The sequence below is a fragment of the Bacteroides sp. AF25-38AC genome, assembly GCF_003602995.1.
Lineage (GTDB): Bacteria > Bacteroidota > Bacteroidia > Bacteroidales > Bacteroidaceae > Bacteroides > Bacteroides uniformis.
Map to the genome: position 1 here is coordinate 57,911 of NZ_QTMD01000018.1, position 15,299 is coordinate 73,209.

General features: G+C 48.9%; 7 protein-coding genes. All 7 read left to right on the plus strand.

What is annotated here, in order from left to right; genetic code table 11:
- Positions 1–3 precede the first annotated feature (3 nt).
- The 7 genes from DWY55_RS13440 to DWY55_RS13470 all read left to right on the plus strand — a co-directional run bounded on the left by DWY55_RS13440 (position 4) and on the right by DWY55_RS13470 (position 15,266).
- A complete protein-coding gene (locus DWY55_RS13440) occupies positions 4–2,064 on the plus strand; it encodes a beta-galactosidase (RefSeq protein WP_005830295.1) in 2,061 nt (686 codons plus the stop codon).
- 22 nt (positions 2,065–2,086) lie between these two features.
- Complete coding sequence (locus DWY55_RS13445; protein ID WP_005830298.1) at positions 2,087–5,194, plus strand: glycoside hydrolase family 2 TIM barrel-domain containing protein; 3,108 nt, start codon at positions 2,087–2,089, stop codon at positions 5,192–5,194.
- A 57-nt stretch (positions 5,195–5,251) separates the two neighbouring features.
- On the plus strand, positions 5,252–6,868 hold the full coding sequence (locus DWY55_RS13450; protein WP_057281390.1) for an alpha-L-fucosidase: 1,617 nt from the start codon (positions 5,252–5,254) through the stop codon (positions 6,866–6,868).
- A 14-nt stretch (positions 6,869–6,882) separates the two neighbouring features.
- Positions 6,883–9,273: a TIM-barrel domain-containing protein gene (locus tag DWY55_RS13455; protein WP_009037730.1), complete on the plus strand. Its 2,391-nt coding sequence runs from the start codon at positions 6,883–6,885 to the stop codon at positions 9,271–9,273.
- 49 nt (positions 9,274–9,322) lie between these two features.
- Complete coding sequence (locus DWY55_RS13460) at positions 9,323–12,163, plus strand: family 43 glycosylhydrolase (RefSeq protein ID WP_227212766.1); 2,841 nt, start codon at positions 9,323–9,325, stop codon at positions 12,161–12,163.
- A gap of 158 nt (positions 12,164–12,321) precedes the next feature.
- Positions 12,322–12,447 carry a hypothetical protein gene (locus DWY55_RS22520; protein WP_255342453.1) on the plus strand — a complete coding sequence of 42 codons (126 nt, stop codon included), beginning with the start codon at positions 12,322–12,324 and terminating at the stop codon, positions 12,445–12,447.
- Between the two features lie 137 nt (positions 12,448–12,584).
- Positions 12,585–15,266 carry a DNA gyrase/topoisomerase IV subunit A gene (locus DWY55_RS13470; RefSeq protein ID WP_009037727.1) on the plus strand — a complete coding sequence of 894 codons (2,682 nt, stop codon included), beginning with the start codon at positions 12,585–12,587 and terminating at the stop codon, positions 15,264–15,266.
- The last annotated feature ends 33 nt before the right edge of the window (positions 15,267–15,299 follow it).

Sequence of the window (15,299 nt, forward strand, 5' to 3'; positions counted from 1 at the left end):
ATTATGAAAAACAAAAATTACTTTATTCTATTAGTGTTGTTTTTAAGCGCTTTACAAATAAAAGCGCAGTATTCATTCGACAACGTGCTTTATGGTGCAGCCTACTATCATGAATATATGCCCTATGAGCGACTGGATGAAGATATCCGGCTGATGAAAAGAGCCGGCCTGACAGTAGTGCGCGTTGGAGAATCTGCCTGGGGAGTATTTGAGCCGCAAGAAGGAAATTTTGAATTTGAATGGATGGACCGCATTCTGGACAAGATGCATGCAGCAGGAATCAAAGTCATCTTGGGAACTCCCACCTATTCCATTCCTGCATGGCTGGCATACAAACACCCGGAAGTGCTGGCAGAACACGCCAAAGGAAACAAAGCCTATTATGGAATCAGACAGAACATGGATTTTACAAACCCGACCTACCAATTCTATTGCGAACGGATTATCCGCAAGATGCTGGAAAGATATGCACAGCATCCGGCAGTCATCGGGTATCAAGTGGACAACGAAACAGAAGCGCGCGGAGTAAACAACAGAGACTATTTCTTCGGATTCAGGAACTACATCAAACAGAAATTCAACAATGACCTGAATCTGCTTGCCAAGGAATGGGGAATGAACTACTGGGGAATGAACATCAACACCTGGGAAGAGTTCTATCCGCGCGATGGAGTGACAAGCCCCTCGTACAAGAATGAATGGGAACGCTATAACCGGAAGGAAGTGGCCGATTTTCTGAATTGGCAGTGCGACCTTGTAAATGAATACAAGCGTAAAGACCAATTTGTCACCCACTGCTTTATGCCCGACTTCCATAATATAGACCAAGTGGAAAGTTTCAGGCAGATGCAATATCCTGCCATCAATGTCTATCACGATGTACAGGATAAACAAGACGGCCAGCGCATCGCTTATGCCGGTGACTTCGTGCGCACCGTGGCCGACAACAATTACATCGTCATGGAAACCAACGCACAAGGCATCGGCTGGGATGCCCGCACCCAGTTTCCTCCCTACGACAACCAGTTGCGGCAGAATGTGTACGCACATTATGCTTCCGGAGCCAATATGGTGGAATACTGGCACTGGTCTACCCTGCACTACGGGCAGGAGACATACTGGCGAGGCGTGCTGGGCCATGACCTCCAGCCCAACCGCATATACAAGGAATTCACCACCACCGCCAAAGAGTTGGAAAGAATAGGCAGCCACATCGTGAACTTGAAAAAGAAAAACCGGGTAGCTATCCTCTACAGTCATGATTCTTATCATGCTCTCGGCTTCATGCCCTACACTTACAAGAGCAATTATCCCATTGATATGGTGCATAAAGCCCTCTATTTCCAAAACATAGAAACGGACATCATCCCTTGTGACAAGACAACCGATTTCAGCGGATATGACATGCTTGTCATTCCCCCTTTGTATGTGGCTACCGACCAATTGCTATTAGCCATTGATGAATTCGTACAGTCCGGCGGACACGTGGTAATGATGCACAAAAGCGGTTACTGCAATGAGCACTCCGCAGTTCGGGCCACCTTGGCTCCCGGGCCGCTACGCAAAGCCTGCGGCTTCCATTACCAGGAATTCTCCACTATCGGTGACTTATCATTAAAGGATAACCCCTTTCAATTAGAGGGAAAGAACCAGATAAGCGACTGGTATGAATTCCTGATTCCCGAGACAGCCACCCCGTTGGCTTATGCAGAGCATCCGTTCTTCGGCAAATGGCCCGTTGTCACCGAAAACAAGTATGGCAAAGGCAAACTGACCTACATAGGAGCCTACCCTTCGCAGGAATTGCTGAATGCCATCGTGCGAAAGGCAGCCATCCATGCCGGTATCATCTCTTCAGAGAGCGACGTGTTCCCCATCATACAGCGTTCGGGAATAAACAAAGCCGGAAAAGCCATCCGTTACTTCTTCAATTACAGCAGCGAGAGTAAAGAAATCACTCATAACTATCCGACATCCAAAGAGCTGATTTCCGGCAAGACTGTAAAAGAAGGAGACCATGTAACATTGCCCCCCTGGGGAGTTCTCATCATGGAAGTTTATTGACCATCAGAAAACATGAGAAAAAATGAGAAAAAAGATATTTGCCTTTCTATTGCTAAGTGCCCTATATGCCGGCGCCCAAGAAGCTCCGGACTGGGAGAATCCTATTGTAGTCGGCATCAACAAAGAGCCGTATCATGCCACACTGACATTGCCTTCGCAAAAAGTCGATTGCAAAGAAATCATATCCCTGAACGGCAAGTGGCGATTCCAATGGTCTGCCGACCCGGGAAAGCGCCCGGCCGACTTCTACAAGAATGATTTCAATACCGACACATGGGATACCATCACAGTGCCGGGAGCATGGCAATTGCAAGGTTATGGGAAACCTATCTATTCCAACGTAAACTATCCCTTCCAGAAGGATGCACCCAGAGTGACAAGCGAGCCTCCCGCCGAATATTACAGTTACGGGCACAGAAATCCCACAGGCTCTTATGTCACCACGTTCGAAGTGACGCCCGATATGAAAGACAAGTGCCTATACCTTCACTTTGAAGGAGTAAAATCGGCCATGTATGTCTGGGTAAACGGAGAGCGGGTAGGCTACAGCCAGAATTCGATGTCGCCTGCCGAGTTTGACATAACCGAATTTGTGAAGAACGGAGCCAATCGTCTGGCAGTGGAAGTGTATCGGTGGTCGGACGGCAGTTATCTGGAAGACCAGGACATGTGGCGGCTTAGTGGAATACTCAGGCCGGTAGAGCTATGGGTACGTCCCCGGACAAATATCCGGGACTATAGGTTCAGCAGCGACTTGTCGGACGACATGCGTTCAGCTACATTCGGAACCGAAATTTGGATAAGAAACCAGACCGACCGTAAAGTAAAAGACCTGACCGTAGAAATAAACCTGGTGGGGAAAGACAACAGAGGAAATAAACTCGACAAAAAAATGGTGGCTCCCGTAGGTACTATTCAGGCCTTTTCTGAAACGAGCGTCACACTGTCCGAAATGCTCCGGGAGCCTCAACTATGGTCTGCCGAAAAACCGCATCTATATGACATCCACATCAAGCTTCGCAGGAAGAATGAACTTTTGGAATCGTTCGAATACCATTGGGGCATACGGAAAATAGAAATCGCGGGAGACGTCTTCAAAGTCAACGGGAAAGCCGTCAAGCTGAAAGGAGTGAACCGTCACGACTTCCATCCCCGTATGGGATTCTTTGTCGACAGCCGGACGATGGAGAGAGATATCCGGCTGATTAAACAAGCCAACATCAACATGATACGCACGTCCCACTATCCACATCTGCCATTGCTGTACGAGCTATGTGACAAGTATGGAATCTACGTAATGGACGAAGCGAACCACGAAAGTCATGCCTACGGTTTGGGGAACAAAGTATTAGGAGACAACCCTCAATGGACACTGGCCCATGTGGACCGGGCAGTAGCCGTGGTGGAAAGGGACAAGAACCATCCGTGCATCCTATTCTGGTCATTGGGCAACGAGGGTGGAAGCGGTGCCAATTTGCGAGCTATGGCAGACACAATCCGTGCCTTAGACCCCACCAGACCGATATACGACGATACAGACCGCACCGTATCCGATGTCTATGACGAAGCTTATCTGCATCCCAACGCTTTGAAGGAACTTGGCGAGAAAATAACCGACCGCCCCGTATTCATGAGAGAGTATGCCTACGCCATGGGAAATTCCATCGGCAACCTCAAGGAGTATTGGGATGTGATTGAAAAGGACGAAAGTATTATCGGAGCTGCCATTTGGTGCTGGGTAGACCAAGGCATTCCTAAAAAGCTTAACGGTGCACCGTTAAGTTTCGGCGAGAGCCCCTCGTCACTCCCATTACTGCCCGATGAATTCTGGGCGTATGGAGGAGATTTCGGGGACTATCCCAACGACGGTCCCACCGGCATTAACGGGCTGGTATCTCCCGACCGGGTGCCTCACCCCCATTACTATGAAGTACAAAAAGTATATCAATACATCAAGTTTGAAAAGAAGGGAACACAGCAAATCAAATTGACCAACGGGTATGCGTTTTCCGATTTGGATGAATTCGATTACAGCTATGAGTGGATATGCAACGGAAAGGCTGTACGCAACGGCGACCTCCACTTGTCCGAAGGGAATCTGCTGGAGGTACCTTCAAGACCGGATAAGTGTGGGGAACTTTGCCTCAATGTATATGCCACGTTGAAGGAATCCACGACGTGGGCAGAGAAGGGCTTCAAAGTTGCCAAGGAACAACTTACGTATCATGACTATGAATTCCCACAATTGAAGGATGACGGCGGGAAGGCCACGTTTAAGGAGACACCCGAAGCGGTGGAAATTATAGCCGCCGATGCCTTGTTCACCATAGAAAAAGGTACCGGTGCTTTGGTGAGTTGGCGAGTCAAGGGAGAAGAGTTGTTGCACAGTGCCTTGGAACCCTATTTTTGGAAACCGGCAAATGACATTCAGGTCCGCAACGGCTACAATGAACGTTTGAGCGCTTGGAAAAATGCAGAGCAAAAACGTATCGTAAAGGCATACCAAGCAACCGTAAACGATGGTATGGTGATAGTGGATGCCAGTCTCTCCCTCCCCCGGATAGGAGCCGGTTACCATCTCCGCTACACTGTGGACGGCAAAGGCCGCATACAAGTAGAAGCAACCTATCAGCCTGAAAAGGAAGATATTCCGCTGATGCCCAAATTCGGTATGCGCATGAGAATGCCCTCGGCGCTGAATCGGATAGCCTGGTACGGACGCGGCAAGTTCGAGAACTATCCCGACCGCAAGAGCTCCGCTTTCCTGGGAGTCTACGAGTGTGGCATACACGAATTTATCACGAACTACATCGTACCGCAAGACAATGCCAACCGGTGCGATACACGCTGGTTCATGCTGGGAGACAGTGAGCGATGGAAAATACAAGTCAAAGGCCTGCAACCCCTATGTTTCCGTATATGGCCCTACGGGGAAGAAGACCTAGAAGGGAAAGAACATGCGCACGAACTGCCCGAACGCGACTTCATCAACCTGAATATCGACTCCAACATACACGGAGTAGGTGGAAACGACGGATGGGGCGCACAGACCATGAAGCCATACACCATTGACGGCAATCGCTCCTACCGATATGGGTTTATCATGGAGTATATGGACAAAACAGAATAATCCGTTCATCAATGTATTCAAAAAGGAAATAAACATTTTGTAAACAACAATAAAGGTATGAAAAGAAACATCTTTAAAACAATTCTCCTATCCGCCTGCATCCTGCAAGGGGGCAGTGCATTGGCACAACAAGAGAAAGCAGAACCGGGCAAGTTCTCACCTACCTGGGAGTCATTGTCCCAATACGAAGTGCCCGAATGGTTCCGCAACGCCAAATTCGGCATATGGGCACACTGGGGTCCGCAATGCCAACCCGAAGCCGGCGACTGGTACGGTCGTGGCATGTACGAAGAGGGCGGTGCTGCCTACAAGTGGCACTTGGAGCATTACGGACATCCTTCGGAATTCGGCTTCAAGGATGTAATCAACGAATGGAAAGCCGAAAAATGGAATCCGGAGAGGCTGGTAGCCCTTTTCAAGAAAACCGGTGCCCGATATTTCTTTGCTATGGGCAACCATCACGACAACATGGACTTGTGGGACAGTAAATACCAATCATGGAACTCCGTCAACATGGGCCCCAAGCGAAACGTACTGGGCGAATGGGAGAAAGCGGCCCGCAAAAACAAACTTCCCTTCGGTGTCAGCATCCACTCCTCCCATGCTTGGACATGGTATGAAACTGCACAAGGAGCCGACAAGAAAGGCCCATACGCAGGAATCTCCTACGATGCCCGCGTAGTGACTAAGGAAGACGGCAAGGGAAAATGGTGGGAAGGCTACGACCCGCAAGAGCTATACGTACAGAATCATGCCCTGAGCGGACATGCTTGGGCTGCATGGGACTGGCCCGAAGGAACCTCTGTCCCCCCACAGAGCTACTACGACAACTTCTTCGACCGCACAGTGGACATGATAAACAAGTATCATCCCGACCTGGTCTATTTCGACGACAGCGTACTCCCCTTCTGGCCCATCAACGATACGGGGCTGAAAGTCGTGTCGCACTACTATAACCAAAACATGAAGCTTCACAAGGGCAATCTCAATGCCGTAGTCTTCGGAAAGAAGCTGGAAGCTAAACATAAAGAGGCCATCGTATGGGATGTAGAAAAAGGGGTTCCATCGGAATGCCAGGACAAGGCGTGGCAAACCTGTAGTTGCCTCGGTACTTGGCACTATAACCGCTCTGCTTACGAAGACAACTGGTATAAATCAGCCGAGACCGTCATCCACATGCTCATTGACATCGTCAGTAAAAATGGCAACCTATTACTAAGCGTACCAATGAAAGGAAACGGCACCATCGACGACAAGGAAGAAAAAATTCTGGAAGACATAGCCGCCTGGATGGAGGTGAACGGAGAAGGAATATTCGACACACGTCCCTGGTGTATTTATGGTGAAGGTCCCTCCACAGAAACAGCAATACCTTTGGACGGAGCAGGATTCAACGAAGGCAAGAACGCACCCTACACTTCTGCCGACATCCGGTTTGTGAAAAAAGGGAAATACTTGTATGCCCATATCATGAAATGGCCCTCAGACGGAAAAATACAGATAAAATCACTGGCTATCGGCAGTCCCTACTGCAAAGGAGAAATCGAAAAGGTAGAATTATTAGGAGGTGGAAAGGCAAAGTTCAGAAGAACTTCCAAAGGCTTGCTTATTGACCTTCCCAAAGACAAGACACCCAATCCTATTTCTTTGGTACTGAAAATCACTAACCGTTAAACTGCTGATATTGTATGAAAAAGGGATTTTTTTTAAGACTATTTGTCCTGCTGATGCTGACATTTTTCATAGCAGAACAAGGCAGAGCACAAACCTACCAACGCACCTCACAAGGCATAAAAAGCACTGTGCAAGGTATAAATATAGATATTAGCTTCTTCTCTCCTGTCACAGTGAGAATCTTAAAATCGCCTGACGGCTGGAAGTATACCAAAGAAAGTTTGTCGGTCATCGGGCAACCGGAAAAAGTAAAACTATCCGTCTCTTCGAAAGGGGGCATATTGACTATCAAAAGCCATCAGCTTACAGTCCATCTCAACGAAGAGACCGGACAAATAACTTTTGCCTCTTCCGATGGAAAATCGCTGTTGCAGGAACAAAATAAAGGCGCACGTTTTGATGATTTCAACGATGCCGGCACAAAAACCTTCAGCGTTTATCAATCGTTCACCTTAGAGAAAGACGAAGCTATTTATGGATTGGGACAATTGCAAAACGGCAAAATGTCGCAACGTAACCAGACCAAACGCCTTATCCAAGACAATCTTGAGGATGTGATTCCCTTCTTCCAGTCCGTCAAAGGCTACGGTCTCTTTTGGGACAACTATTCGCCAACCATCTTCAAAGACAATCAAGAAGAGACATCCTTCCTTTCTGAAGTCGGCGACTGCATTGACTACTATTTCATGTACGGCGAAAATGCCGATGGAGTAGTTGCCCAGATGCGCTACCTCACAGGACAAGTGCCCATGTTTCCATTATGGACATATGGATTCTGGCAAAGCCGTGAACGCTACAAAAGCCAAAAAGAGATTGTTGGCGTAGTGCAAAAATACCGCGAACTGGGTGTGCCCCTCGATGGAATTATCCAGGATTGGAGATACTGGGGAAGCAACTACCTGTGGAACGCAATGGATTTTTTGAACGAAGAATTCTCCGACCCCAAAAAAATGATGGAAGACATACACGGAATGAATGCCCACATTATCATCTCCATTTGGTCAGCTTTCGGACCACATACCAAACCCTATCACGAGTTGGATAAAGGGAACATGCTCTTCAACTTCCGCACATGGCCCGAATCCGGTTCCGAGAAGTGGCCTCCCAATATGGACTATCCATCCGGTGCCCGCGTGTACGATGCCTACCATCCGCAAGCACGCGACATCTATTGGAAGTACCTGAACGAGAACCTACGTTCTGTGGGTATAGACGGCTGGTGGATGGACTCTACCGAACCCGACCATTTTCACCCCATTCCTGAAGATTTTGACACGCCCACCTATTTGGGGTCATTCCGTAAAGTACGCAATGCCTACCCTTTAATGAGTGTAGGTGGAGTGTACGACCACCAGCGTGCCGTAACTTCGGATAAACGCGTATTTATCCTTACCCGCTCAGCCTTTGCCGGCCAGCAACGTTATGGTGCCAATACATGGACAGGAGATATCACAGCATCATGGGAAGTTTTGGAGAAGCAAATACCTGCGGGATTAAACTTCTCACTATGCGGCATTCCCCATTGGAACAGCGATATCGGCGGATTCTTCCTATGGCAATATCCCTTGATGCTGGATGACCCGGATTATCGCGAGCTTTATGCCCGTTGGATACAGTTCGGTACATTCTGTCCCATGATGCGATCACATGGGGAAGGTGCTCCCAGAGAAATCTATCAATTCGGCAAAAAAGGCGAGCCAATATACGATGCGATTGAGAAATACATTCGGTTACGCTACAGTTTGTTACCATACATCTACACAACTGCCTGGGAGGTAACTGCCAATCAGTCCAGCTTCATGCGTGCCTTGGCAATGGATTTTGCCCACGATCGCAACGTGTGGAACATCCACAATCAGTATATGTTTGGCAAATCCCTATTGGTATGCCCTGTAACCCAACCCATGTATACCCAAACAGTTTCGGACACCATCCGTGTAGAAGATTTCAGTACCGTTAAGTCTATGCGAATATATCTGCCTAAAAATACGGAATGGTATGATTTTTGGACCAATCAGAAACACTCCGGCGGACAATATATCGTGAAAGATACCCCTATTGACATTTTACCACTTTATGTGAAAGCAGGTTCCATCCTGCCAATAGGTCCCGAAGTGCAGTATAGCACCGAAAAATCATGGGACAACTTGGAGATAAAAGTGTATCCCGGTTGTAACGGCGAATTCACACTTTACGAAGACGAGAATGACAACTACAATTATGAAAAAGGAATGTACAGCACCATTACGATGAAATGGAATGACCGTACTCGCATGCTCACTATTGAAAATCGGAAAGGAGAGTTTTCCGGTATGTTGAAAGAACGGAAATTCAACATAGTAACTGCTGATGGCGCAAAAAAGGCAGTGGCTTATAATGGGAAAAAAGTAACGGTTAAAATGTAATGGTTTCTAAAAACAGCTATTAATTTGCATTATGGAAATAAATACTCGTATGAAAAAATATCATCATTATCTTACCCTTTTAAGTTTATTTATGCTGCTCGGCATCCTGAAATTGCAAGCAGCGATACAACTCCCTGCCATATTTTCCAACCATATGGTGCTACAACGTAACTCAGAACTTACTTTCTGGGGATGGGGTATTCCGGGAGAAACAATTTCCATCGCCCCCGAATGGATGAAAGGAGAAATAATCAAAACCCAAGTCAATAATACGGGGAAATGGTCAGCCCGTGTACCTTCCGGCGAAGCCGGCGGACCTTATGAGATTCGTTTCAGCGGCTCGTCAGAAGTAACCTTGACCGATGTCATGCTAGGCGAAGTTTGGCTGTGCAGCGGACAATCCAATATGGAATGGAGCGCCAACCACGGCATAAAGAACGGAGACGAGGAAACGGCAAATGCCCATTGTCCCAATCTCCGAATTTTTCACGTGGCCAGAATAGCCGCCCCGTTCCCTCAAGAAAACTGTTTCTCGCAATGGACACAGTGCACGCCCGAAACGATGCGCAGCACGAGTGCCCTGGCCTACTTCTTCGGCCGCAACATCCAGGAAGAGCTGGACGTGCCGGTAGGAATCATCGTAGCCGCATGGGGCGGAACCACCGCCGAGACATGGACGCCCCGCGAATGCGTAATGAGCGACCCGATCTTGTGCGACTATCCGTATGAATCCAATCCTTGGTTTCCGGCTGAAACAGGCACGTTGTACAACAGCATGATTTATCCCGTGATGCCCTACGGCATTGCCGGATGCATCTGGTATCAGGGAGAAGCCAACCAAGGCCGTGCCAGCTCCTACGCCCGGGTGATGCAGCGGCTAATAGGCTCGTGGCGTACCGGATTTAACAAGGAATTCCCATTCTATCTGGTCCAGATAGCCCCCTTCCAATACCACTCCAAAGACAACGGACCGGCACTGCTACGCGAGCAGCAGGCCATGTTGCCCGAAATGCTGGACAAGGTCAAGATGATTACCGTGTCAGATTTGGTGGACAATGTGCAGGACATCCATCCACGTGACAAAAGAAGCGTAGGCAAACGTCTCGCCAATCTTGCACTGGACGATACATACCATATATATGCAGGCCCCTATAAAAGCCCGGTCTTTGAAAGCGCCTGCCGCAAAGGCAACCATGTGACAATCTCTTTCAAAGACATAAAGAACGGACTGGCCGTACACGGGAAAAGGATAGAGGGGCTGATGATGGCCGCAGCCGGCCAGGAATGGCAAGAGGCCCGGGCCAGGATAGACGGGGGAAAGCTGATTGTCCCGGTAAAAGGAATCGAAAGCCCGGTTTCCATTCGCTACTGCTTCAGTGACGCTGCTCAAGGCAACCTTTTTTCAACGGAAGGCATCCCCTTAGCCCCCTTCCGGGCAGACAGCATCGCCTCTTCTGAAAACATTCCGGTTTCTACAGACAGCGCTTTGGAAGAATCTTTTGAATTCTCGCCCAAGTTCTCTACCGGCAATGCCAATCCCCTTCTCGACTTCCAATACATGGCCGACCCCACAGCAGTGGTGCACGACGGCCGCATTTATGTGTACGGCACTAACGACCACCAGCAATATGATGTAGTGGGCCGTAACGGGAAAAACACCTATCAGCACATCCATTCGCTGACGATGGTCTCTTCTGACGACATGGTGAACTGGACTTATCACGGAGTAATCAATGTAAAGGCTCTGGCTCCCTGGGGAATGGCTTCGTGGGCACCTTCCATCGCTTCGCGCAAGGAGGCCGACGGCAAAACCCACTTCTATCTGTACTACTCCAACAGCGGTTCCGGTGTAGGTATGCTGACTGCCACTTCCCCCGTGGGGCCCTGGACAGACCCATTGGGCAAATGTGTGGTAGACGGCAATACTCCAGGACTCGGCAAGTGTAAAGCTCCCTTCGATCCGGGAGTAGTCATCGACGACAAGGGCATCGGCTGGCTCTCCTTTGGCGGGGGCGACAGCGACGACTACATTCCCGGAGACGCACGCATCGTGCGGCTGGCAAATGACATGAAGACGCTGGACAGCGAAATAGTTGAAATAAAAGCGCCATACCACTTTGAAGCAAACGAACTGAACTATCTGAACGGCACTTGGATTTACACCTACAACACCAACTGGAAGAACCGGGATGCATGGCCCCACAAGGATATAGACAAGCCGAGCCGGTGCTGCATGAGCTACATGACGAGTCGCACGCCACTTGAGACAGACAGCTGGACCTATCGGGACAACTACTTCAAAAATCCCGGCGACTATGGCATGTCCGACAGCAACAACCATACACATCTGGTAAAATTTCAAGGGAAGTACTATCTCTTCTACCACTCACTGGGCTTGCAGGACAGCCGCGACCTCAAAGTGGGCGTCCGCAGTATCTGCGTGGAAGAAATAGAGGTGGACGAAAAGGACCTCACTATCCACATGGGCACAGCCACAGCCAAGGGCGTTTCACAAATCAAGCCTCTCGACCCGTTTGCGCAGCAACAGGCCGAGACCACAGCCGCCACACGCGGCGTTGCCTTTGAACCTACCGGACAGACAGGCAACATGTCTGCCGTAGGAAACAAGAGCGGACAGGCCATCTGTGTCCGCGGTGCGGAATTCCCGCAATCACCTCAAGCCATACAGATGAAGATAAAAGGGAAAGGCTCCATCGAAATACACATGGACAGTCCAGACGGTCCGCTCCTATCCACCTTGACCTTTGATACCGATACGTGGCAAACATTGACAAAGCCGTTGGACAAACAGATAAAAGGCAAACACGACATTTACTTCGTATTCGGGAACGGAAAGTTCTTATTTGACGAATGGAAATTCACAAAATAATGAATCCGTCGGCAGAATCTGCCCAGTATCTCTTCACCCTTGTGATGATATCGCTGCACAATTCGAGCCAACACACAACAAGCTAGCAAGTTACTTTGCCAGCGTTTTGCCACCATATTGGCAAAGTTTTGCCATGCCTTTGGCAAAGCTTTGCCAATGTGGTGGCAAAACCTTGCCAACTTGTCGGCAAGAAAGACAAAAGCAACATCGCTGTCCGCAAAGAGGCGGAAGCACGTCCTCAATATAATTCCGCTAACGGGAAAGAGACAGATTGGTTCCATTAACGGGCAGAAGTTTTAAAAAATGGGAAGGATTTGGCACAATAGTTCCGCGCAAATTCTCATTTATCGAACAAAAATTGTATTTTTGCCTGCGACTGAAAAATCAGTAATATCATAGAATAGACAATTCCCGAACAAATATGAGCGAAGATTTTGAAGCACCGAAAGATGATTTGGACAAGGAACTCCCGGCCGGGAGCGAAGAACACTCGGATTACAAACCTGCGGACGCAAAGGATGCCAATATAAAGCACCAACTGAGCGGCATGTACCAGAATTGGTTTCTGGACTACGCCTCATACGTTATATTGGAACGTGCCGTACCCCATATCATGGATGGTCTGAAACCCGTACAGCGGCGTATCCTCCACTCCATGCGCCGCATGGAAGACGGGCGCTACAACAAGGTGGCGAACATCGTAGGACATACCATGCAGTTCCATCCGCACGGTGATGCTTCTATCGGCGATGCTCTGGTACAGCTGGGACAAAAGGACTTGCTCGTGGATTGCCAGGGAAACTGGGGTAACATTCTGACGGGTGACAGCGCCGCTGCCCCCCGTTATATCGAAGCACGTCTCTCCAAGTTCGCACTGGACGTGGTATTCAACCCCAAGACCACCGAATGGAAACTCTCTTATGACGGGCGAAACAAAGAACCGGTTACACTACCGGTAAAATTCCCACTGCTGCTTGCACAAGGTGTGGAAGGTATTGCCGTAGGCCTGTCATCCAAAATATTACCACATAACTTCAATGAGCTGTGCGATGCTTCCATCAGCTATCTGCACAACGAAGAATTCAAGCTGTACCCCGACTTCCAGACGGGAGGCAGTATCGATGTATCCAAATACAACGACGGTGAACGTGGCGGTGCGATACGCGTGCGCTCCAAAATAGAAAAGATAGACAACAAGACACTTGCCATTAAGGAAATTCCTTACGGGAAAACGGTGGCCAGTGTATGCGACTCCATCGTAAAGGCCAGCGAAAAAGGAAAAATCAAGATACGTAAGGTAGAGGACCTGACATCCGGCAGTGTGGAAATATTAGTGCATCTAGCCCCGGGTGTATCATCCGACAAGACCATCGATGCCCTCTATGCCTTCACCGACTGTGAAGTGAGCATCTCTCCCAACTGCTGTGTCATCGACGACCAAAAGCCCCACTTCCTCACCGTGAGTGATGTATTGCGCAAATCAGTCGACAACACATTGGCACTGCTACGCCAGGAACTGGAAATCCGTAAGGGAGAGATACTGGAAAGCCTGCATTTCGCTTCACTCGAAAAGATATTCATTGAAGAACGTATTTACAAGGATAAGGAGTTTGAACAAGCCAAAAACATGGATGCCGCCTGCGAACATATCGATGAGCGCCTGACTCCCTACTACCCGACTTTTATCCGCGAAGTGACCAAGGAAGACATCCTCCGGCTGATGGAGATAAAGATGGCACGTATCCTCAAATTCAACTCCGACAAGGCAGAGGAACTGATAGCACGCATGCGAAAGGACATAGAGGAGATAGACTGCCATCTGGCAAACATCGTGGAATATACCGTCGACTGGTTCCGTATGTTGAAGGACAAGTACGGCAAAGCCTTCCCCCGCCGCACGGAACTGCGTAACTTCGACACCATCGAAGCAACCAAAGTCATCGAAGCCAACGAAAAGCTGTACATCAACCGCGAAGAGGGTTTCATCGGAACTGGATTGAAGAAAGACGAATTCATAGGCAACTGCTCGCCCATAGATGACGTGATTATCTTCTTCCGCGATGGAAAATATATCATCACACCGGTGGCCGACAAGAAGTTCGTGGGCAAGAATATACTTTATGCCAACATTTTTAAGAAGAACGACAAACGTACCATCTACAATGTCTGCTACCGTGACGGCAAGGAGGGGACAAGCTATATCAAGCGTTTTGCCGTCACTTCCGTGGTGCGTGACCGCGAATACGATGTGACGCAAGGTACTCCCGACTCCCGTATCACCTACTTCACCGCCAATCCCAATGGAGAAGCTGAAATCATCAAGGTAACCCTGAAACCCAATCCCCGTGTACGCCGTATTATCTTCGAGGAGGATTTCAGCAACATCAATATCAAGGGACGGCAGGCCATGGGAAATATACTCACGAAACTCCCCGTACACAAGATAGCCTTGAAACAACGTGGAGGCTCCACGCTGGGTGGACGGAAAGTCTGGTTCGACCGTGATGTGCTACGTCTCAACTACGACGGGCGCGGAGAATATCTCGGAGAATTCCAGAGCGAAGACACCATCCTTGTCGTACAGAACAGCGGAGAGTTCTATGCCACCAACTTCGACTTGAACAATCACTATGACGATGGCATACGCGTATTGGAGAAATACGATCCGAACAAAGTATGGACCGCCGTACTCTACGATGCCGACCAGCAGAACTATCCTTACATCAAGCGTTTCTGCTTCGAGGCAACCGCCCGCAAGCAAAACTACTTGGGAGAAAACAAGAACAGCAGCCTCATTCTGCTGACAGACGAGTGCTACCCACGTTTAGAAGTGGTGTTTGGCGGCCACGACAATTTCCGAGAGCCGATGGTGGTGGAAGCCGACGAATTCATCGCCGTGAAAGGCTTCAAAGCAAAAGGTAAGCGCCTGACCACCTATACTATAGAAACCATCAACGAGCTGGAGCCTACCCGTCAACCGGAACCCTCGCAGAAAACCGAAGAGCAGGAAACGGATGAAGAACCGGAAATTCTGGACCCCGACCACGGTAAAAGCGAAGGGGACATACTGGACGAGATGACAGGACAGATGAAACTCTTTTGATGAAGGACGGAAATGAAGTATTAGTGGCTAACG

Bases quoted from the DNA above. Each gene is read 5' to 3' on its own strand.
- DWY55_RS13450 (WP_057281390.1), top strand. From the start codon at position 5,252: ATGAAAAGAAACATCTTTAAAACAATTCTCCTATCCGCCTGCATCCTG.
- DWY55_RS13445 (WP_005830298.1), top strand. From the start codon at position 2,087: ATGAGAAAAAAGATATTTGCCTTTCTATTGCTAAGTGCCCTATATGCC.
- DWY55_RS13470 (WP_009037727.1), top strand. From the start codon at position 12,585: ATGAGCGAAGATTTTGAAGCACCGAAAGATGATTTGGACAAGGAACTC.
- DWY55_RS13440 (WP_005830295.1), top strand. From the start codon at position 4: ATGAAAAACAAAAATTACTTTATTCTATTAGTGTTGTTTTTAAGCGCT.
- DWY55_RS13460 (WP_227212766.1), top strand. From the start codon at position 9,323: ATGAAAAAATATCATCATTATCTTACCCTTTTAAGTTTATTTATGCTG.
- DWY55_RS13455 (WP_009037730.1), top strand. From the start codon at position 6,883: ATGAAAAAGGGATTTTTTTTAAGACTATTTGTCCTGCTGATGCTGACA.